13 protein-coding genes are annotated in these 22,124 nt (G+C 57.8%); 6 read left to right on the top strand and 7 right to left on the bottom strand.

The window, feature by feature from the left end:
• Nucleotides 1-52 precede the first annotated feature (52 nt).
• The 3 genes from eno to N7220_RS00195 all read left to right on the top strand — a co-directional run bounded on the left by eno (nt 53) and on the right by N7220_RS00195 (nt 3,427).
• Nucleotides 53-1,348 (top strand): phosphopyruvate hydratase, encoded by a 1,296-nt coding sequence (gene eno, locus N7220_RS00205; RefSeq protein ID WP_283149456.1) that lies wholly within the window; start codon nt 53-55, stop codon nt 1,346-1,348.
• Nucleotides 1,349-1,465: 117 nt separating this feature from the next.
• Complete coding sequence (gene ftsB, locus N7220_RS00200) at nt 1,466-1,813, top strand: cell division protein FtsB (protein ID WP_283149455.1); 348 nt, start codon at nt 1,466-1,468, stop codon at nt 1,811-1,813.
• A gap of 123 nt (nt 1,814-1,936) precedes the next feature.
• Complete coding sequence (locus N7220_RS00195) at nt 1,937-3,427, top strand: aminotransferase-like domain-containing protein (RefSeq protein ID WP_283149454.1); 1,491 nt, start codon at nt 1,937-1,939, stop codon at nt 3,425-3,427.
• Nucleotides 3,428-3,442: 15 nt separating this feature from the next.
• On the opposite strand, the gene N7220_RS00190 is transcribed toward N7220_RS00195, so the two are convergent.
• The 7 genes from N7220_RS00190 to N7220_RS00160 form a co-directional block, all read right to left on the bottom strand.
• A complete protein-coding gene (locus N7220_RS00190; protein ID WP_283149453.1) occupies nt 3,443-3,754 on the bottom strand; it encodes a hypothetical protein in 312 nt (103 codons plus the stop codon).
• A gap of 94 nt (nt 3,755-3,848) precedes the next feature.
• On the bottom strand, nt 3,849-4,136 hold the full coding sequence (locus tag N7220_RS00185) for a DUF2917 domain-containing protein (RefSeq protein ID WP_283149452.1): 288 nt from the start codon (nt 4,134-4,136) through the stop codon (nt 3,849-3,851).
• Between the two features lie 156 nt (nt 4,137-4,292).
• Nucleotides 4,293-6,248 carry a bifunctional tRNA (5-methylaminomethyl-2-thiouridine)(34)-methyltransferase MnmC2/FAD-dependent 5-carboxymethylaminomethyl-2-thiouridine(34) oxidoreductase MnmC1 gene (mnmC, locus tag N7220_RS00180; protein WP_283149451.1) on the bottom strand — a complete coding sequence of 652 codons (1,956 nt, stop codon included), beginning with the start codon at nt 6,246-6,248 and terminating at the stop codon, nt 4,293-4,295.
• A 38-nt stretch (nt 6,249-6,286) separates the two neighbouring features.
• Nucleotides 6,287-7,537 (bottom strand): MFS transporter, encoded by a 1,251-nt coding sequence (locus N7220_RS00175; protein WP_283149450.1) that lies wholly within the window; start codon nt 7,535-7,537, stop codon nt 6,287-6,289.
• 99 nt (nt 7,538-7,636) lie between these two features.
• Nucleotides 7,637-9,145: a lysine--tRNA ligase gene (gene lysS / locus N7220_RS00170; RefSeq protein WP_283149449.1), complete on the bottom strand. Its 1,509-nt coding sequence runs from the start codon at nt 9,143-9,145 to the stop codon at nt 7,637-7,639.
• 71 nt (nt 9,146-9,216) lie between these two features.
• On the bottom strand, nt 9,217-10,320 hold the full coding sequence (gene prfB, locus N7220_RS00165; RefSeq protein WP_283149448.1) for a peptide chain release factor 2: 1,104 nt from the start codon (nt 10,318-10,320) through the stop codon (nt 9,217-9,219).
• A 217-nt stretch (nt 10,321-10,537) separates the two neighbouring features.
• Nucleotides 10,538-15,292, bottom strand: a complete 4,755-nt coding sequence (locus N7220_RS00160) for an NAD-glutamate dehydrogenase (protein ID WP_283149447.1) — start codon at nt 15,290-15,292, stop codon at nt 10,538-10,540.
• Between the two features lie 325 nt (nt 15,293-15,617).
• Here N7220_RS00160 and N7220_RS00155 point away from each other — a divergent pair, with 325 nt between their 5' ends.
• The 3 genes from N7220_RS00155 (at nt 15,618) to N7220_RS00145 (ending at nt 22,121) form a co-directional block, all read left to right on the top strand.
• Nucleotides 15,618-17,900: a DUF1631 family protein gene (locus N7220_RS00155; protein ID WP_283149446.1), complete on the top strand. Its 2,283-nt coding sequence runs from the start codon at nt 15,618-15,620 to the stop codon at nt 17,898-17,900.
• Nucleotides 17,901-18,017: 117 nt separating this feature from the next.
• Nucleotides 18,018-19,934, top strand: coding sequence for an ATP-binding cassette domain-containing protein (locus N7220_RS00150; protein WP_283149445.1), 1,917 nt, complete (start codon nt 18,018-18,020; stop codon nt 19,932-19,934).
• Nucleotides 19,935-20,102: 168 nt separating this feature from the next.
• A complete protein-coding gene (locus tag N7220_RS00145; RefSeq protein WP_283149444.1) occupies nt 20,103-22,121 on the top strand; it encodes a DUF6600 domain-containing protein in 2,019 nt (672 codons plus the stop codon).
• Nucleotides 22,122-22,124: the final 3 nt, after the last annotated feature.

Raw genomic sequence — 22,124 nt, 5'->3', positions numbered from 1 at the left:
ACTGGGTCAGAAGTTGCAGTTTTAAGATCAACCACCTACAGAGGTAATGCCAATGAGTGCCATCGTTGAAGTCATCGCCCGCGAGATTCTGGATTCTCGCGGCAATCCGACAGTCGAAGCAGACGTGTTGCTGGAATCGGGTGTCATGGGCCGTGCGGCTGTGCCGTCTGGCGCATCCACCGGCGAGCGCGAAGCACTTGAACTGCGTGACGGTGACAAGAGCCGCTACATGGGCAAGGGCGTGCTGACTGCCGTCGAAAACATCAATACCGAAATCTGTGAAGCCATCATTGGTCTGGACGCTGCCGACCAGGCCTTCATCGACAAGGCCATGCTGGATCTGGATGGCACTGAAGACAAGAGCAAGCTGGGCGCCAACGCGATCCTGGCTGTGTCGCTGGCTGTAGCCAAGGCTGCCGCTGACGAAGCTGGTCTGCCGCTGTACCGCTACGTAGGCGGTTCGGGCCCGATGGCACTGCCAGTGCCAATGATGAACGTAGTGAACGGTGGCGAACACGCCAGCAACAGCCTGGACTTCCAGGAACTGATGATTGTGCCGGTTGGCGCTCCGACTTTCCGCGAAGCACTGCGTTACGGCGCGGAAATCTTCCACAATCTGAAGAAGATTCTGCACGACAAGGGCATGCCAACTCAGGTGGGTGATGAGGGCGGTTTTGCGCCTGATGTTGCCAACGCTGAAGAAGCACTGGATCTGATCCTGGCCGCGATTGAAAAAGCTGGCTACAAGGCTGGCGAGCAAATCTGCATTGCACTGGATTGCGCTGCGTCGGAATTCTTCGACAAGGCTACCGGCAAGTACGTGTTCAAGAAGAGCGACAAGCGTGAACTGACTTCTGAACAAATGGTTGATTACCTGGAAAGCCTGGCCAACAAGTACCCGATCATCTCGATCGAAGACGGCATGGGCGAGCGCGATTGGGACGGCTGGAAGGTTCTGACCGACCGTCTGGGCAAGCGCGTTCAACTGGTTGGCGATGACCTGTTTGTGACCAACACCAAGATTCTGGCTGAAGGCATCAAGAAGGGCATTTGCAACTCGATCCTGATCAAGGTTAACCAGATCGGTTCGTTGTCTGAAACCCTGGCTGCGGTTGATCTGGCCAAGCGCTTTGGTTATACCTCGGTGATGAGCCATCGCTCCGGCGAAACCGAAGACAGCACCATTGCTGATCTGGCCGTGGCTACCAACTGCATGCAAATCAAGACTGGCTCGCTGAGCCGTTCTGACCGTATCGCCAAGTACAATCAGCTTCTGCGTATCGAAGAAGAACTGGGCGATGCAGCTTACTACCCGGGTATTGACGCGTTCTATCAAATCCGCAAATAAGCGATACGGCGAAATGACGCACTTGTGAACCTGTCATTAGGTTTTCAAGTGCCGCTGTAGTAACATCCGAAACCGGAGCGCAAAGCTCCGGTTTTCTTTTACCTTCCCCCCAAATACATGCGAACACTCGCGATAGCTCTGGCGCTGCTGATTCTGTTGCTGCAATGGCCCCTGTGGATCGGCAAGGGTAGCTGGCTGCGCGTCTGGCAGCTTGATACGCAACTTGCGGATCAACGCACCAAAAACGAAAAGCTAAAAGAACGCAATGACGCGCTCGAAGCCGATGTGGTCGATCTGAAAACCGGTACGGCCGCCATAGAAGAGCGTGCCCGCAATGAATTGGGTATGGTTCGCCAGGATGAAGTGTTTTTCCAGATTCTGGATAGCCGCAAACCAGCCCCTGCCGCCGCGAGTGGCGCGCTGACTGCCAGCCCGGTTGCGGTAGCGGCCTCCGCTGCGCAGTAAACAGCCAGGCTGTTAGCCAAACTGTTACCCCTGAGCACTCCCATTTTTTCGATTTTCTAAAACTGTTCTGTTTTTTGCCTGGCCGCGATATAGTGGAGTTGATATTCCAATGGAATCGACGCCATGAACGACATGACCTTCGCCAGCGGGCGACGCAAGCCCGATACGCTTTACCATCAACTGGCTGAAGAGTTGGCGCAAGCCATTCTGGCGGGGCGGCTCAAGGCGGGTGAAAAATTGCCATCGGTGCGCAAGATGTCGGCCCAGCGGCAACTGAGTCTGTCTACCGTAATGGAGGCCTATCGTGAACTGGAAGATCGCGGACTGATCGAAGCCCGGCCGCAGAGCGGTTTTTATGTGAAAAGCACATCGGCTTTTGGTTCGCCTGTGCTGACCCAACCTCCGCAAACCCCCTCAGAAGTAACGACACGCGCCGAATTCTGGCCGTATCAATCCAGTCAGACCACCGAGGTCAAAGTTGAATTTGGTCTGGCGATTCTCAGCCCGGATCATTTTCCGCTGCAACCGCTGCAGCGCTTGTTATCGCAAGTTTCCCGGCATGAGCCCGCCTTGCTGGCCGATTATGGCAATCCGCCCGGCGATCCGGAATTGCGTCGTCATATTGCCCGCCGGGCGCTAGCCTGGGGCGGCCAGTTCGAGGCTGACGAGGTCATCGTCACGCATGGCTGTCTGGAGGCGCTCAACCTATGTTTGCGGGCTGTAACCAAACCCGGCGACGTGGTGGCGATTGAATCTCCGGCGTATTTTGGTTTGCTGCAGATATTGGAAAGCTACCAGCTAAAAGCACTGGAAATCCCTACGCATCCGCAAACCGGTATTTCGGTGGAAGCACTGGAATTGGCGACGCGCGACGGCCAGGTTAAAGCCGCATTGTTGCTGCCCAATTTCTCCAATCCACTGGGTTGCTTGATGCCGGATGAGAACAAACGGCGCATGGTCGAGTTGCTGGCAGAACGCAATATCCCGCTGATTGAAGATGACCTGTACGGCGAGTTCTTTCATCACGGCGAGCGTCCGCGACCAGCCAAGGCCTTTGATAAAACCGGCAACGTCATGCTGTGTTCGTCGTTCACTAAAACGCTGGCGCCGGGCTTCCGGATCGGCTGGATCGTGGCCGGGCGCTGGCGGCGTGAACTGGAAAAGCTCAAGTTCATCAGCACCTATTCCACCTCAACCGTATTGCAGAAAACCGTCGCTCGCTTTCTGGAAAACGGCGGCTTTGATCACCATTTGCGCAAACTGCGACGAGCCATTGCCGATCAAGTAACCTGCGGTGTGGCGGCGATTCGGCGTTATTTCCCTGTTGGCACCCGGCTCAATATGCCGGCCGGTGGCTTTGTGTTGTGGGTTGAGTTGCCTGTGGGCATCGATACGATGGAGCTATTGCGGCGCTCCATGCTGGAAGGCATTGTGTTTGCGCCGGGAGAATTGTTTTCGCCCAGCCGCAGTTACCGCAATTGTCTGCGTATTTGCTGCATCGAAACCTGGACGACCCGGCACGAGCGCGCCATTCAACGCCTGGGGCAACTGGCGCAAGCGCTGCTGGACGAGCGCAAACAACCTGTGTCAGCGTTTGCGATTCCAGCGGCCTGACAACCTATAGCCGAGCTAGATGCCTTGGGTGCTCGCCGCAAGCACATCAGGGCTGTCTTGCTGGTCGGTGTCCGCGCTGTCAGTGGTGCCCATCACCATCACGCAACTATCCGCCGTGTTGTTCTGGATTTCTTCGCAATAGGGCGAGTAGCTCATCATGCAGGGCGGAAGCTTGTGCTCTTGGTCGACCCAAATAACCTCAAAGCGCTGACCGCAAACGCTATCAAGAATGGCTTCGAGGGTGGCGACATCATCGATCATATCGGCATGGGCCGGGGCCATCAGACTGGCGCACAGCATGCCCGCAAGGGAAAGACGGCATAGCATACAAGCCTCCTTCACCGGCCCGGGAGGGGGAGTCGGGCACGTTTGAAATAGGACCGTTATGCCAATGTCAAGTTTCCACCCCCAGGGGTTTTGATTAGCCAATCTTCATGCGTAACGACGAACGGACGGCCTGTGACTTGAACGGCGACTGCCAGCCATTGAACCAGCCTGAACTCGGCGTAACCAGACTGAAGCGGGCGTCATTCACCCCTTCAATGAGCACCGTACCCGCGTGCGCTGCTTTCCAGCTTTCGCCTGCCCGCAAAATCACATCCTCGCCCGGCACCGACAACCACAACTGACCGCGCTCGCAGCGAATGGTCACCCGACCGGCGCGCTTGAGACTGACAAGGCTGCTACAGGCAATCATGGTGGCTTTCATGGCGATCTCCGGGTGGGGTGTGAGCCTTCCCAGATTAAAGAGAGTACACAATCGCCGAAAGCCACATTCTCTGCCGGACTGCACCCCCGCAGTTGGCTAAATCCTCAAACTGTTATGCTGTTTGATTATGGATTCTGTAATAAGGCAGTACAGATGTCAGGCGTCTTGATCATCATCGTCACTATCGTCGGCAGTGGACTCCAGCGGCCAAGGCGAACCTTTGCGCATGGCGCGCAGCAGAAATCGCGCAGGGTCGATGGCATCCAGCAATGCGCGCTCGAGCGGTGCGGGCTCTGCGTTCAGCTCCGCCGCTAGCACTTCGGCACACAGACTGGCATAGGTCAACCCGCGCGAACCCAATCCCAGCAAACCATACAAACCGGCCTGACGCTTGATGTGAAACAGTTGGTGTACTGTGCCTTGCTCGGCATGAGCTTGTGGCAATTCACCCACTAATGGCATGCGATCAAGCGAATTGGGGCGTGCGCACAGTCTGGTGCCGCCGGTTGGCAGATTGACCACTGCCGTTTGGGCAAACAATTGGCCCAGCGCCTGGAGGTTGGCCGATTCCGCCGTCATGACTTCGCCCGGCTTGGCCGCAGCGGCACCGATGCAGTGCCAGCCATCCAGCTGTGGTGTGACGTAACCCGAACCAGACAGACCCGCACTCATCTCGGGCAACGCGCCGGCCGCCACCAGCGTGGTACTGCGCAGCGATGAGGACAGCGGCAATTCCTGCGCCTGCGGCAATTCCAGTGCTGCGGTGGCTTGGGCCAGGATCACGATGGGTGCGCTGGCCAGTTCGTTGCCGGATGCGTCCAGCAATTGCCAGCCGTGTTCAGTGCGCTTCAGTTCCGCAACGTGCGCATTGGTGACCAGACGAATCAGTTGCGGAAAGCGCACCAGACTGGCGCGGCACAAGCTGGCCGGCTTGGCCCAGGCGCCGCGTGCAAACCACCAGCCACCCCATGGGGCCATTACGCCAAATTGCGTTTGGGCTTGTGTGGCATTGCGCCAGTCCAGCAAATCGGCTGGCCACTGTTGCAACTGGACAATTGCGGCCTGCGCCGCTGCTTGTTCGGCCGATTTGGCCACCTGAAAGACGCCGGACAACCCCCAAAACGAAGACACTTGAGTGGTCGCGGAAAAACCGGCCAGATGGCGCAAAGTGTATTCGCTGCCCGCGCGGGTTAGTCGAGCTTGCAGATTGTCGTCACGAGAAAAATGCGCGTGCATCAAGCCGACATGATTGCCCGAGGCGGCTTGCGCAGGAGCGCTTTCTTTATCCAGCACCGTAACCTGCCACCCGCGTGCGGCCAATCGCTCGGCAGCGGCGCAACCCGCCATTCCAGCGCCAACGATTACTGCCTGACGCGGTCCGTCGTAGACAGGTGCACGGCGCGGTGCGCGCTCAATTTGTCCGGCCAGGCGCTGTCGTTTGCGACCGAACCCGGCTTCTTTGCGTGCCGAGAAACCGGCCATGGTCAACTCATCGCGCACTGCGCGGGCAACGGTGTAACTCGCCAGCGTGGTGCCCGGGCCACTATTGCGCCACAACGCGCGTATGACCGGACCGGACCAGATGTCGGTGTTTTTATCCGGCGAAAAACCATCCAGGTAGATGGCGTCAATCCGGGCGGTGAGTTGCTGCAACATATCCGCCGCTTCGCCAAACAACAGGGTAAGCGTAACCCGGCCACCATCCAGGTGCAGTCGATGAAAACCTGGGGTGAGCAGCGGCCATCGCGTCAGCAATTCTTGCGACAAGGTGGCCAGCTCCGGATAACGCACATGCAGTTTAGCCATATCTGCAGCGGTGAATGGGTGCTTCTCCACCGATACAAAATGCAACCGGTCAGAGCGTTGCGGATCATTCTGCCAGGCTTGCCAGGTCACCAAAAAACTCAAGCCCTGACCAAAACCGGTTTCGACGATGGTGAAACTGGACCGTTCCCGCCAGCGCTCGGGCAGGCCGTTGCCCGCCATGAATACTGATCGGACCTGCTCTTCGCCGCCATCATCCGAGTGATAAACATCGCCGTATATGCTGGAATACGGGATGCCTTCGGGCGAAAAAACCAGTTGCGCAGGAACGAGGGCGGGGTAAGGCATGGTGCGGTTACAAGTCCGGCAAAAGTGAAAGGCGGATTTTACGCTGCAGCATCGGTCTCGGCGTCGCCTTGCGCGGTTTGTTTGTGTTTACCCCAGCCCATAAAGCGCATCAGCGTAAGAACGAACGCCACGCCGGTAACCAGGAAGCCAGCCGCAAACCACTGCTCACCGCCAACGCGGTAAATGGCCTTGAAGACTTCAATGCCCACAGCGTAAATCGCCATCATGATCAGCCCCAGCGTAGCCGAAACGGTGCCCTTGGCGATTTCGCTGGAGAACAAGGTGAGACGGAAGATCCCGGCGTTGCCCAATCCCAAGCCAAAGGCATATAAACCCAGGCCAATCGCCATACCCTGGAAACGCGTTTCAAACAGCAGGGTAAGCGCAAAGGCGAGGATGGTTCCGGTCGCCACCAAGCCGCCACCCACCGCGATAACCCGGTGAATGGCAAAACGCTGGCCGATGGTGGCCAGGGCGATATTGCCAGCGATCAGCGCGCCAAATACCGGCAATTGCCACAGGCCGTAATCCAGCGCGCTGTGATGTTCGCCTTCCATGATGATCACGGGCGATTGGCCAATCCACGCCAGTAGCGGCAAGCCCGCCAGCGAGATGGCAAATACACCGGCCATAAAGCGTCGATTGGCCAACACGGCGCGGTAGTCATGCCAGACCGATTTGAACGAGAAGGGCGCTTTGCTGCGCGGCGCGGTTTCCGGCATGGTCATGTACAGACCCACGCCAGCCAGTGCCGCCAATACGGCGATGGCAACGAAGATCATGCGCCAGGTAGTAAACGCCATCAGCGCCGCGCCAGTCAGCGGGCCAATCAGTGGCGCCAGTAGCGCAACGTTAGCCATCAATGCGGTGACCTTGATGGCGGTTTTTTCTTCAAATGCTTCCTGAATGGCGGCGTAGCCTACGGCCACCAGAAAACACATGCCCATGCCCTGCAACACGCGCAGCGCCAGGAACATACCCATGTTCTGCGCGACGAGTGCGGCCAGGCACATCAGCACAAACCAGACGACACCACCGAGCATGACCGGACGTCGGCCAATGCGGTCCGACAATGGTCCCAGCAGCCATTGCAGCGAGGCGCCGCCGATCATGTACGTGGTCATTGAGGTTGGCACCCACGCCGAACTGGCATTGAATTCCTGCGTTACGTGCAGCATGCCGGGCAGGATCATGTCGTTGGCGATGTAACACGAGAATTCATACAGCACCAGAAACAGCGGAAACAGCATTACCCGCCAGTGCAGATTGGAAATAGGTTTATGTTTCATTCTTCAATTCAGCCAGCCAGATGCCCGGTACGCATCTGGCGCAAAAGTAAAAGGCCCGCGCGGATCGCACGGGCCTTGAGATCAAGCCAGCAACCAGCTTCAGTCTTCGCGTCGCATCTGCGGGAACAAGATCACGTCACGGATGCTTGGCGCATCGGTCAGCAACATCACCAGACGATCAATGCCGATACCGCAGCCGCCTGTGGGTGGCAGGCCGTATTCCAGCGCGCGAATGTAATCCGCATCGTAGTGCATGGCTTCGTCGTCGCCCTTATCTTTCAGCGCAACCTGCGCCATAAAGCGCGCGGACTGGTCTTCCGGATCGTTCAACTCGGAGTAGCCATTGGCGTGCTCACGACCGACCATAAACAACTCGAAGCGTTCGGTGATGCCGACATCAGTATCACTGGCGCGTGCCAGTGGCGACACTTCGGCTGGGTAGTCGATGATGAACGTCGGTTCCCACAGTTTTTCTTCTGTGGTTTCGTCGAACAGGCTCAGTTGCAGACCACCAATGCCATCCGTCAACACCGGCTTGGCACCCAGACGAGCCAGTTCGGCCTTCAGGAATGCACGATCATTCAGCTGTTCGCTGGTGTAATGCGGGTTGTAATGGCGAATGGCTTGTTCAATGGTGAAGCGGGCAAACGGCTTGGACAAATCAACTGTCTTGCCCTGATATTCGACCACGGTGTGACCACACACTTCCTTGGCCGCGTAACGGATTACGCCCTCGGTCATGTCGATCATGCGATGGTAATCGGCGTACGCCTCGTAAAACTCCATCATGGTGAATTCGGGATTATGCCGCGTGCTCATGCCTTCGTTGCGGAAGTTGCGGTTGATCTCGAACACGCGCTCCATACCGCCAACGACCAGACGCTTGAGATACAGTTCCGGCGCCACGCGCAGGAACAACGGCATATCCAGCGCGTTGTGATGCGTTACAAACGGCTTGGCCGTCGCGCCACCCGGAATAGGGTGCATCATCGGGGTTTCGACTTCCAGATAACGCTCGTTCGTCATGAACTCACGGATTTTCTGGACGATGCGCGAGCGCTTGATAAAGGTGTCGCGTGACTGTTCGTTGGTGATCAGATCAACATAACGCTGGCGTGCGCGTTGTTCCAGGTCGGCCAGGCCGTGGAACTTGTCCGGCAGCGGGCGCAGCGATTTGGTCAGCAAACGCAGTTCGGTAACCTGAACCGACAATTCGCCGGTTTTGGTCTTCATCAGCGTGCCTTTGGCACCGACGATATCGCCCATATCCCAAGTCTTGAACGAGGTGTAGATCTCTTCGCCCACGCTGTCGCGCGAAACGTAAAACTGGATGCGACCGGATACATCCTGGATGGTGGCGAAGCTGGCTTTGCCCATCACGCGCTTGAGCATCATGCGGCCAGCAACGCTGACTTCGACGGCTTGTGCTTCGAGTTCTTCTTTTTCTACTTCGCCAAATTTGGCGTGCAGATCACCAGCGAAATCCACGCGTTTGAAGTCATTCGGAAAGGCCGGACCTTTTTCACGCAGCGCGGCAAGTTTGGCACGGCGTTCGGCCATGATCTGGTTTTCGTCTTGCTGAATGACTTGCTCTTGTTGGTCGCTCATTTTGTTTTCCGTTTATGCAAACAACGCGCTCGCGGCGCGACAATGATTCTGAATGGGCCTCAGGCGGGCAATTACACGCCTTGTTTCAAGCTGGCTTCGATAAAGTCGTCGATATCGCCGTCCATCACGCCTTTCAAATTACCGACTTCGTAACCGGTACGCAGATCCTTGATCCGGCTCTGGTCGAACACGTAAGAACGAATCTGGTGGCCCCAGCCGATATCCGATTTGCCCGCTTCCAACTGTTGCTGGGCTTCCATGCGCTTGCGCAATTCCAGCTCATACAACTTGGCGCGCAGCATTTGCCAGGCTTCGTCCCGGTTACGGTGCTGGGAACGGTCGTTCTGGCACTGCACCACGATATTGGTCGGAATATGGGTCAAACGTACGGCGGAGTCAGTCTTGTTAATGTGCTGACCACCAGCGCCCGAAGCGCGGTAGGTGTCGGTACGCACGTCAGCCGGATTGATTTCAATCTCGAAACTGTCATCTACCTCAGGATAGACGAAGACCGACGCAAACGAAGTGTGGCGGCGGGCGTTGGAGTCGAACGGCGAAACGCGAACCAGTCGGTGCACGCCGGTTTCGGTGCGCAAGAAGCCGTAGGCGTATTCGCCAGACAGTTTGATGGTGGCGCTGGAAATACCGGCGACTTCACCGTCAGACACTTCCATGACTTCCACATTGAAGCCTTTGCGCTCGCCATACCGCACATACATGCGCAGCAGCATGGACGCCCAATCTTGCGCCTCGGTGCCGCCCGCGCCCGCCTGAATGTCCACAAAACACGGATTCGGGTCCATCGGGTTGGAGAACATCCGGCGGAATTCAAGCACGCCGATTTCGTTTTCCAGTGCGGTCAGGTCAGCATCGACGGAAGAGATGGTGTCCCAGTCTTCTTCGCCACGGCCCATTTCAAACAATTCTTTGGCATCCGCCACGCCATTGACGACGGTATCCAGCACCACCACGACCGATTCCAGCGCTTTGCGCTCGCGGCCGATTTCCTGGGCCTTCTTCGGATCGTTCCAGGTGTCTGGATCTTCAGACAGACGCACCACTTCTTCCAGCCGGTCTACTTTGGCGGGGTAATCGAGGTAACGTTTGAGTTCGTCGGCGCGTTCACCCAGAGCGGTGAGACGGTTTTCGATCTGGTTAAGCTGTTCGGCTTCCATGGTCGATCAATTCAGTTCGGAAAACCTGACATTGTAACAGGGAAGCGCCGTCTGGCCGACGTGCAAGATGCATAAAAATAAAAAAATCCGGTAGCGAGCCACCGGACAAAAGGGTGTGGGCCACCCGTTTCCTTGCTAAAACTGCTAGTCAAACCGGTCACGCGGGGCGTTCTGTGCTGACGGCTTGACCAGCAATCTCAGGCTGGATTCGCATTAATCAATCGCCCATCAGGCGGTGCCGGGCCTCGCGCAACGCTGCGGAAATCATGGCCAGATCGGTCGCGCTGGTTTTAAGGTCTTCCAGCATGCGCTGCCACGCTTGCACCGGTAGCTCGTGAGCGGATTGCCACTGAGCAATCCGCTCCGCTGCCGCACCGGTTCCGGCATTCCATGCCTGATCGACCAGACTGGCATGCAGGCGCTGCAAATCATCACGTGAAGCCAGGCGCGCCAATGCTTGCCAGCGGTTGTCGCGCGGCAAACCTTCAATAGCGGCAGCCATCCAGTCAAAGCCCAGCAAGCCATCCAGTTGCAGATACAACTGTAGTCGCTCGGTGAGCGCGGCACGCAAACCGGTGTCACGACCAAGTTCCAGCAGCGGCCCGGCGTATTCGATGGCCAGCACTTGCGCAGCCAACTGCACCGGCACGCCACAGGCGATCAATTCATTGCGGCGGGCGTGAATGTGTTCCGGATCGCCCAGCCATTGCGCCAGTCCGGCCAGAGCCGAATGCACTGCCTGGCCAAATGCAGCCTCTGCGGCGGCGTCAGGCGCCTGCAATACCCAGCGCGTGGCACGCTCTGTTTGTCGACGCAAGATTTGCAGCAACGCATATTGCACTTGCGCGCTGACGTTGCCCGGCAGCGCTTCGACCTGCTGCGCCAGCGCTTCGCTACCCAGCAAGCCTTCCGCTACAGCCAGCGCCTTGATGACCAGTGCTGGGTGGCGCTCCGCCTCTTCACTCAGGCGAAAGGCAAAGGTAATACCCTGGCGATTGACCGCATGATTGGTGAGCACCGTTGCCACAATCTCGCGGCGCAGCGGATGCTCAGCCAGTCGCTGGCCAAATTGCTGTGAAAGCGTGAAGGGGAAGTAGCCCTGCAGCAGATTGTCCCACTGTGGTTCGTCTGGTAGCTCACTGGCCTGCAGGTCTTCGCTCAGCACCATCTTGGCGTAGGCGAGCAGCACGGCCAGTTCCGGCCCCGTCAGACCAGCACCGGCTTGCTGGCGATCCAGACACTGGCTGTCGGTAGGCAGATATTCCAGCCGACGCGACAGCTTGCCGCGAGACTCCAGTTGCTGCATGAAGCGCTGATGTACCGACAGCAGTGACGGAGCCTGTTCGGCCTCCAGTGACAGCGCCAGTGTTTGCAGCTCGTTATCACGCAACACCAACTGGCCGACCTCATCGGTCATTTCTGCCAGCAAGATATTGCGTTGTTTAAGCGTCAGATCGCCGCCACTCATGATCCGGTTCAGCAGAATCTTGATATTGACCTCGTGATCGGAACAATCCACACCGGCCGAGTTATCAATCGCATCGGTAAATACGCGGCCACCGGCCAGTGCAAATTCGATCCGCCCCAATTGGGTCATGCCCAGGTTGCCACCTTCGCCGAACACCTTGCAGCGCAATTCGCGACCGTCGACACGCAAACCATCATTGGCGCGATCATTGGCTTCGGCTTGCGATTGCGTTGAGGCTTTGACGTAAGTGCCGATGCCACCGTTGTACAACAGATCAACGGGCGCTTTGAGCAACAACTGAATCAGCGTGGTCGGATCCAGTGCCTCGGCATCCACTTGCAGCAGGGATTTCATCTGCGCAGAGAGCGGAATGCTTTTTACATTGCGCGGCCACACCCCGCCGCCTTCCGAGATCAGCCGGGCATCGTAATCCGCCCAGGAAGAACGGGGCAGATCGTAGAGACGTTGGCGCTCTTTAAAGGAAAGCGCGGCATCTGGCGTTGGGTCGATAAAGATGTGGCGATGGTCGAACGCGGCGACCAGTTGCGTGGCTGGCGAGCGCAACAGGCCGTTACCAAACACGTCGCCAGACATATCGCCAATACCAATAACTGTGAATGGCTGAGTGGCGACATCAATCCCCAGTTCGCGGAAATGGCGAGTGACTGAAACCCAGGCACCACGGGCGGTAATGCCCATTTTTTTGTGGTCGTAACCTACAGAGCCACCGCTGGCAAAAGCGTCATCGAGCCAGAAGCCATATTCCTGAGCCAAACCATTGGCGATATCGGAGAAAGTGGCCGTGCCTTTGTCCGCCGCAACAACCAGATAAGGGTCATCTTCATCGCGCCGATGCACTCCGGCTGGCGGCACAATTTTGCCGTCGACGAGATTGTCAGTCAGGTCCAGTAGCCCACGAATGAAGCCCTTGTAGCACTCGACGCCTTTGGCCAGATACGCTTCGCGCTCGGTGGGCGGATTTTTGACGATGAAACCGCCTTTCGAGCCGACCGGCACGATCACCGTATTCTTGACCATTTGGGCTTTGACCAAACCAAGCACTTCGGTGCGGAAGTCGTCGCGCCGATCAGACCAGCGCAGACCGCCACGCGCCACTTTGCCGCCGCGCAGATGCACGCCCTCCACCTCGGTGGAGTAAACAAATATCTCAAACAATGGTGCAGGCTGCGGAATGCCGGGCACTTTGCCGGAAGCAATCTTTAGCGAGAGATGTCCACGCGGCTGACCGTCAGCAACTGACTGGAAGTGGCTGGTGCGCACGGTTCCCTCAATCGCCGCACGGAAAGCACCCAAGGCTTTTTCATCATCCGCGATCGGCAGGGCGCTAATCGCCGCGAGCAATGTTGCGCTGAGCGCATCCGCAGCGGCGTCGTCAATATTGGCCGGGTCGTGGCGCAGGTAAAACAGCCGCACCAGATCGCGAGCGATGGCGGTGTGATTCAGCAAGCAGTCGGCCAACGTATCTACCGCATTGCGCAGACTGATCTGTTTGAGCCAGCGGGCGTAGGCGCGCAGCACCAATACTTCACGCCAGGCTAGACCAGCGTGAATCACCAAGCGATTAAAGGTGTCGTTTTCACTGCGGCCATTGAACACCGCGCGGAACGCCTCGAGGAAGCGCTGCCGGGCAGCGGTGTCTTCCAGGGCACCCGCCAATGGCAACTGAATGCCGATATCGATAATCCAGGCTTGGGTGCCGCCATCAAATTTCAATGCGTACGGACGCTCATCCAGCACCCGTACGGCCAGATTTTCCAGTAGCGGAATGTAGTCAGAAATGGCGATGTCGCTGCCGTGAAACAGCTTGATGCGCCATTGACGGGTGTCGTTATGGCTGGCGGGAGTCAGCGTGGCGGCCAGCGGATTGGTCGGGGTGATTTCTTCCAGCGCATCGACGTCGTACACCGCCACACGCGCACCAAAGTCGCTGGTGTAGGCGGGCGGGAAGGCGCGTTGATAACGTTGATAGCGGGTCGAACCAATCTCTTCGCCACTATGCTGCAGCAGGCTCAGACGCAACTCGTCTTGCCAGCGCTGGGCGATCAAAGCGATTTCGGCCTCGATGGCGCGCGCATCGTAGACCGGGCAAACGCCATGCGGCAGACGCACAATGAAATGGATGCGTGCCAGCGGTGAGTCCGTCAGCAAAACATTGAAATCGCAGCTTTCGCCCCCCAGTCTTTCCAGTAGCAATTGCTGGATGCGGCTACGTACTTCAGTGGTGTAGTTGTCACGGGGCACATAGAACATGACCGAGACGTAGCGCCGGTAAATATCCTCACGGAAGAACACGCGAACCTGGTTGCGTTCGTGCAAACCCACTACGGCAGAAACAATGCGGGTCAGATCATCGACGCCGGTCTCCATCAGTTCGTCGCGCGGCCAGGTGTCCAGCACGTTGAGCATGGCTTTACCGCGATGACCAGACAGGTCTACGCCGCTCTTTTTGAGCACGGCATCAATCTTGCGGCGCGCCACTGGCACGGCGCGCGGCGGCAGGGTGTACGCACTGGCGGTATAGAGTCCAACCACGCGCAGTTCGCCCGTAACCTTGCCGCTTTGGTCGACTTTCTTGATTACTACGACATCCAGATAAGCCGGACGATGCACGGTCGAACGGATATCTGCCTTCGTCAAAATCAGCAGACTTTTCGAGTCATAAGCCAGAGTGCGCAATTCCGGCGAAAGCGCGGCAAATGCGCGCGACGGGCCACTGGCATTGCCATTGCGCAGCAAACCAAAGCCGGAGCCGGGCTCGCTATCGAGCGTATCGCCGTGCTCCCCAAGCCGGTAATCGCGGCAACCCAGGATGACAAAATGGTCGTCCAGCAGCCAGTCCAGAAAAGCGCGGGTTTCGGATAGTTCTTCGGCAGCCACTGGTGGTGGATTGCTGGTGAGTTCATCGCGGCAAGCTGCAATGCGGGCGCTCATGCCGGGCCAGTCGGCCACGGTGGTGGTCAATGTTTTGAGGGCTTGCTCAATCGCTGACTGCAGTTGTTGCAAACAACCCGCGTCTGTTTCCCGGTCGATTTCAAAATGCATCCAGGACTCGGGCTCACCGCCGGCACTCAAAGCTTTGAATTCGCCACGCTCATCGCGCTGCACATGCAAAACCGGATGCAGCAGCAAATGCACCGTGTAACCCAGTCTGGCGATGGCCATGCCCACGGTATCTACCAGGAAAGGCATGTTGGGCGCAACCAACTCGATGATCGTGTGGGTGGATTGCCAGCCATGCTCTGGCGGAGTGGGATTGTAGATGCGAATGAGCGATTCATCCTGCTGCCGACATTGCCCCAGTCGCCGGTGGGCCTGCGTTGCGCCAAGCCAGTCTTCAGGCTGATGTGCGGGAAAATCGTCTTCCGGCAAGTCAGCGTAATACGACGCAAGAAAAGGGCGCAGCGCTACATCGTCGTTTGTCAGCAGGAGTACACTTTCCAGCATGCCAGCAGCATTAACTGGAGAGGGTTTATTCAAAGTCATTGCAGCCATCCTTGATCAAAGCAGGACTGTCCTGGTTTTGGAGTATCCCGCAGCGGGGTGCCAAACCACGGGATGTGGCTGACTCTATACTTGGGGGCGGCATGCGCCAAGCGGGTATTCCGCATTGGGAATAGTCCTGATTCGATCTGGATTCAAGCTGGCGGATAGTTGCCGACCCGCTGTATTCGCAAAAACACGGGATTACCGCTGACAACTATCAAAATAGGATGAATGTGCCTTACGAGTCGCTGAGTGGTTAGTGCCCAGAATATAACAATGGGCTAATATGCGTACCATTGCCTGAAACTGTATTCGGAGTGCCCCAATGAATTCCGCCCGCGAGGCCCGGACTACCAATGTTCCCAATAACGACACGCTGGTCGCGTGCCGTGACATGGCATTGCGTCTGCTCTCGCAATCGATGGATGGGTTCTTCACGCAGCTGGAAGAAACTTTCTTCACGCTGGCAGAAAACACGCATGACATGAAATTGCGTGACACCTATTATGCGGCGCGTGCTGAGTCTCAAGCCAAGCGCACGGTGATCCTGTCGGCGTTCCGGCAGCAGTTTCTGGAAACATTTGCCCAACGCATGGAAGGCAAGGGCGGCAATAGCGGCTTCTTCAAGGTTAGCCATTCCCCGGCAGAATTGAGTCTGGTGGCCAACGACGACTACGAAGAAAGCCTGACCGCTACCGGTGTCGCCAATTCGCTCAAGAACATGGGCGGTGACACGCTGCAGCAACTGGAGCAGCGTCTGGCACGGCTTATGCCGCTCAGCGATGACGCTTCCGCCTCCAATCCACTTAGCCCGGACGTGATTTGCGAAGCCGTAATGGCCGCCTGCCGGGTCTTTGAAAGTGGCATTGGCGCTCGTCTTGCCGCCATGAAGGCGTTTGAAACGTCGCTTTCCGGCCAGATCACCCAGGTTTATCAGGATCTGAACCAGTTCCTGATTCAGAAAAACGTACATCCAGCGCCGCCGCGTGTAGCCAATCGCTATCGCGGCCCAGCCAGCCAGAACCAACAGAGTTCACAGGAACAAAGCCAGTCCGCCGACGGCAACTTTACCGGCGCTGGTTATGCCCCTGAACAATACCCCGGCGCCTATGGCAACGCCCAGCAAGGGCAGGCACCGTATGGCAGCGCAGGTTATGGCCAGCAACAGCAGCCGGGCTATGCCATCACGCCCGAGCTGGTTGCCCACTTGCAGCAACTGGCTGCCGGCAATATGCAAGCCCAGGCTCGCACTTCGCTGCGCCCGGACTGGTTCAGCTTCCTGAACAATCTGCAGCGCGATCCACCCAATGCCGGAATGGCTCCGGGCGGACAGCCAGAAAACCTGCTGAGCGTATTGCGTTCAACCCGCTGGGTGAATGAGCTTAACCGCGTTGATACCATGACTTTCGATCTGGTATCCATGCTGTTCGACCGCCTGTTTGAAGATCCGCGGCTGCCCAATGCGGCCAAGAGCCTGCTGGCGCGACTGCAGATTCCGGTGCTGAAAGTGTCGATGCTGGATGGCAGCTTCTTTGCCCGCAAATCGCACCCAGCACGGCAATTGATCGACTTGGTAGAAGACGCCTTCCTCGACTGGGATGGCGAACCCGACGAAACCGATCCGAAATTTGCCAAATTCAGTGATGTGGTTGCCTGGGTAACCACGCACTTTGAAGATGAAGTTGGCGTGTTTGACACCGCCCTGGCCGATATCAAGCGCTTCCTGGCTGAAGAAGCCCTGGAAGTCGAACAAAAAGCCAGCGCCGCCGCCGACGACCTGTTGCAAACCGAGGTTGCGGAAATCGCCAACGCCACCGCGTCGTCATTGGTGCAAGCCAAACTGGCCCGCGCCGGTGAGGTACCGCAACTGGTGACCGATTTCCTGCAGCAATGGTGGGCGCCCGCCATGGCCAAAGCATGGGGCCCGAACGGCGAGGCCGATCCGGTATTTGCCCAGCGCCAGAAATCGCTAGACGATTTGCTGTGGAGCCTGCAAGCCAAGCGCGGCCCGGAAGAACGCCTGCAACTGGTAAACTTGCTGCCAGGCATGCTCAAGGTGCTGGAGAAGGGCGTTACCGATGTCGGCATGGATCAAACCGAATCGCGCGCATTTTTCTCTGAGCTGGTGAATTGCCACGCTTCTGCCATTCGCACCGGCCTACGCCAGTCGGCTATGGGTGTGCCGCCGGTTGAAACCGCTTTGCCAGCACCTTCTGCGCCGCAAGCCGTGGGCGCCAGCGTGTCTATGCATCCGGTGCCACATGCGGTCGAAGCACAGCAATTACCTACACTGGAAACCATCGAGATCGAAACTGCGCCTGCAGTGGCACAAGTGGCTGCCGAGGCAGAAACGATCACCAATGATTTCCTGCCAGCCCGTGGTGAATGGGTGCTGTGGCAAGCCGATACTGGCGAAGAGCGTCGTTTGCGCTTGTCGTGGATCAGCCCGCTGGGCACACGCTATTTATTCACCAACCGGCAAGGCGAGAACGGCTTGGCATTGACTCGCGCTGACCTGGAAACACACCTGGAAAGTGGCCGCCTGCAACGACTGCAGCGCGATGGCTCCGCGACCGAGCGCGCACTGAACCAGTTGCTCGCTGCCTGATTTTCGGCGGTTCCGTTCATCCAAAGCCCGATCCATTCGGGCTTTGTCTATTCTGGCCCGCACCACGCACTGCAACATCGCCCGCGTGGCAGGCCGACCATCTGATAAAATGCCGCAATGATACGACTTAAATCCCTGACCTTACGGCGCGGCACCAAAGTTCTGCTGAATCGCGCCGACCTTACCCTTTATCCCGGCAGCAAAGTGGGCATCGTTGGCGCCAATGGCGCCGGTAAATCGAGCTTCTTTGGCTTGCTGCGCGGTGAATTGCATCCGGACGCCGGTGATCTGGAAATGCCGCCACGCGCCACCATCGGCCACGTTGCCCAGGAAACACCCGCACTGTCGTGTTCCGCGCTGGATTACGTGCTGGATGGTGACGCCGAATTGCGCGAAGTGCAGCATCTGCTGGAGCACGATACTGAAGACGGCCTGCGCCACGGCGAATTACTGGCCAAGCTCGATGCCATTGATGGCTACACCGCTCATTCCCGCGCATCCAAGCTGCTGGCCGGTCTGGGTTTCTCGCAAGATGAAATGACCAAGTCGGTTTCGGAATTCTCCGGCGGCTGGCGTATGCGGCTGAACCTGGCACAAGCGCTGATGTGCCGCTCCGACGTTCTGCTGCTCGACGAACCAACCAACCACCTGGACCTGGAAACCGTGGTCTGGCTGGAAAACTGGTTGCGCAGCTATCAAGGCATGTTGCTGGTGATCTCGCATGATCGCGACTTCCTCGATGCCACCATCAACGCCATCTTGCATGTGGGCGACGGCGCATTGACGCTGTACACCGGCGACTACGCCGACTTTGAAAATCAGCGCGCGCAGAAGCTTTCGCAGCAACAACAAGCCTTCGACAAACAGCAGCGCGAAATCGCCCACTTGCAAGGGTTTGTGGACCGCTTTAAGGCCAAGGCATCCAAAGCTCGCCAGGCGCAGAGCCGGGTCAAGGCGCTGGAACGGATGGAGAAGATTGCCGCCGCGCACGTGGATTCGCCATTTACCTTTACCTTCCGTGAACCCGAATCCAGCCCCAATCCGCTGGTGCGCGTGGAAAACGGCAGTGCCGGTTACGATATCGCCTCGCCGATTTTGTCCGAGTTGAACCTGAGCCTGGAAAACACGGCTCGACTGGGTTTGCTGGGCGTGAACGGTGCAGGTAAGTCGACGTTTATCAAGACCCTGGCGGCAGATCGCGATCTGTTGAGTGGCGAGCGTATCGAAGGCAAGGGCCTGAAGATCGGTTATTTTGCCCAGCATCAGGTGGATGAACTGCGGCTGGATGAATCGCCGCTGTGGCACATGCAAAAGCTCGACCCGAAAACCCGCGAGCAAGAGCTGCGTAATTATCTGGGCGGTTTTGACTTCCGTGGCGACATGGCTTCTACGCCGGTTGGCCCGTTCTCCGGTGGCGAAAAAGCCCGTCTGGCGCTGGCCTTGCTGATCTGGCAAAAGCCCAATCTGCTATTGCTGGATGAGCCAACCAACCACCTGGACATCGAGATGCGGCAAGCGCTGACCCTGGCGCTGCAGGATTTTGAAGGTGCAATCATTGTGGTTTCGCACGATCGCCACTTGTTGCGAGCGACGGTTGATAACTTCTGGCTGATCGAAAACGGCACTGTACGGCCGTTTGACGGCGACCTGGATGATTACACGCGTTACAGCCAGGAAGTGCGTGCGGCCCAACAGGCCGGCGCCAACGAAGCCGCTACACCTGCCAGCAACGAGCCGAAGGTTGATCGGAAAGCGCAGAAGCGAGCCGAGGCGGAAGCACGGCAACGTTTGGCCAATCAGCGTAAACCAGTCGAGCAAAAGCTGGCCAAGCTGGAAAAGCAACTCGCCACCCTTAACACCGAGAATGACGAACTGACCGTCAAATTGGGCGCTGAAGATCTGTACGAAGCCGCCAACAAAGACAAGCTGCAAGCGGCTTTGCTGCGCAAGGCGGATATCAAGGCACAGATCGACGAGATTGAACTGACCTGGCTAGACCTGACCGCACAACTGGACGAAATGATGGCTGAGTAACAACAGACATCAAAACATTCTGTGCAACATTGCGGCGACTTGAGTAATCAGGTCGCCGCAGTCACATTCGGTTGCACAACTGTGAACTTGCTTACCGCATCCATATCAACGCAACCCCGCCAGAACCGTTAATTGACTATATCCAGGCAATTAAAAAAGGGGCTGGCAATGACCAAACTACAACGTCTGCTGCACGAATTTGTTCTGCTCGCCAGTTTACTGGTCAGCGCCGCTTGGGCCGATGATCCGCCATCACAAGTTGCCCGTCTGAGTGCGGTCGAAGGCTCGGTAACGTTCGCTCCGGCAGGCAGCAACGAATGGGCCTACGCCCCAATCAATCGCCCAATGACCACTGGCGACCAGTTGTGGGTGGATAAAGCCGGTCGCGCCGAACTGCACCTGGGGTCTACTGCTTTGCGCCTGGGCGACCAGACCAGCTTGTCTTTTCTGGCGCTGGATGATCAGAACACCCAACTCAAAATAACCCAAGGCACGCTGAATCTGCGTGTACGCACGTTGCTCAGCGGCCAGCAAGTTGAAGTCGATACGCCCAACCTGGCATTCGTGGTGAACGGCGCTGGGGATTATCGACTGGATGTTGACCCGAACAGCAATACCACGCGAGTGACGGTCTGGCATGGCAATGGCAGCGCGCTGGGCAGCGCCAACAATAGCTTCTCGTTGCATGATGGTGACCAGATTACCTGGTCCGGTACCGATTTACAGGAACAGTCTGCCATTGCAGGTCCGGGCGAGGATGAGTTTGATCGCTGGGCGCTGGCCCGCGACCAACGAGAAGACAATTCGGTCTCCGCGCATTATGTTTCGCGTGAAGTAACCGGCTACGAAGCGCTGGACGACAATGGCTCCTGGCAGACAGTGCCGCAATACGGTGCGGTGTGGGTGCCACGGACAACCATTGTCGGCTGGGCGCCTTATCACTACGGTCATTGGGTCTGGATCGCGCCCTGGGGCTGGACCTGGGTGGACGATGCACCGTGGGGGTTCGCGCCTTTCCATTATGGTCGCTGGGCTTATCTGGGCAGTAGCTGGTGCTGGGTACCTGGCCCGGTACATCCGCATCCGGTGTACGCACCAGCGTTGGTGGCGTTTGCCGGCGGTAATGCTTTCTCACTGCATGTCTCAGTAAATAGCGGCCCCGGTGTGGCCTGGTTTCCGCTGGGGCCGGGAGAAGTCTATCGACCTGCTTATGGCAGTAGCGCCAACTACATCACCAACATTAATCGTACAACCGTGGTTAACAACACGGTGATCAACAACGTGACCGTCAATAAAGCGGTGTACGTAAACCAGAACGCGCCCAATGCGATTACCGGCATGGCTGCAAGCGCGTTTGTAAAAGGTCAGCCGGTGCAAGGCGCTGCGGCGACAATCAAACCACAGCAACTAGGTCAGGCCCAGTTTGAAAGCGCGCCCCGTATTGCGCCAGTCAACCAGAGCCTGGTTGGTTCGGCCAAACCCGCACCTGCGTTCAGCGGCGGCAATTTCAACAGGCCAGTCATCAGCACCCGCACACCACCACAGCCATTTGCCGCGCACGATGAACTGGCAGGGCGGTTCGCCGCGCATGGTCAAGCTGTTCCAGGTGCAGGCGCACCGCTGACTCAAGTGCGACCCGCGGCAGTACAGCCCCAAGTCAACGTGGTTCACACGGCGATGCCGCGCGCAGCCGCACCGGTTCCTGTTAACGGCAACAGCCAGAGCAGTGGTAATCAGCCCAAACCGGTGGCACAACCGGTGCGCGTGCCGCAAGGACAATCACCAAAAATTGCTCCGCAACCTGATACTCGCGAGATAAACGCCAACGCTGTGCCGCACCCGCCAGCCGGGCGCGCGCCACAACAGGGGTGGCAACAAAATACTGGGCGGAACATGGAGCCCCGCGCAAATCCGCCGATTGCTCCGCATTATGAAAATGCGCCCAACCAGGCACGCGGTCAGCCTGAGTCGGGGCAACAGCTTGCGCCACAGCGTCCGGCGACCATGGAACAGCAACCGGCGAACTACAACCGCAGCGTGCCCGCGCAGAATTTTGCGCCGCAAAAGACGCAGAACAGATCGCAACCCACTCAGTACCCACACGCCCACAACCCACCGACCGGACATCCGGAGCACCAGCACAAACCAGATGAACAGCATCAACAGAAGGACGAGCAAGCTCGTTGAGGC

Source organism: Silvimonas soli (assembly GCF_030035605.1).
In the GTDB taxonomy this organism is placed as follows: domain Bacteria; phylum Pseudomonadota; class Gammaproteobacteria; order Burkholderiales; family Chitinibacteraceae; genus Silvimonas; species Silvimonas soli.
Note: the sequence above shows the minus strand (reverse complement) of the source record. Positions and strands in the feature narration are given on the sequence as shown.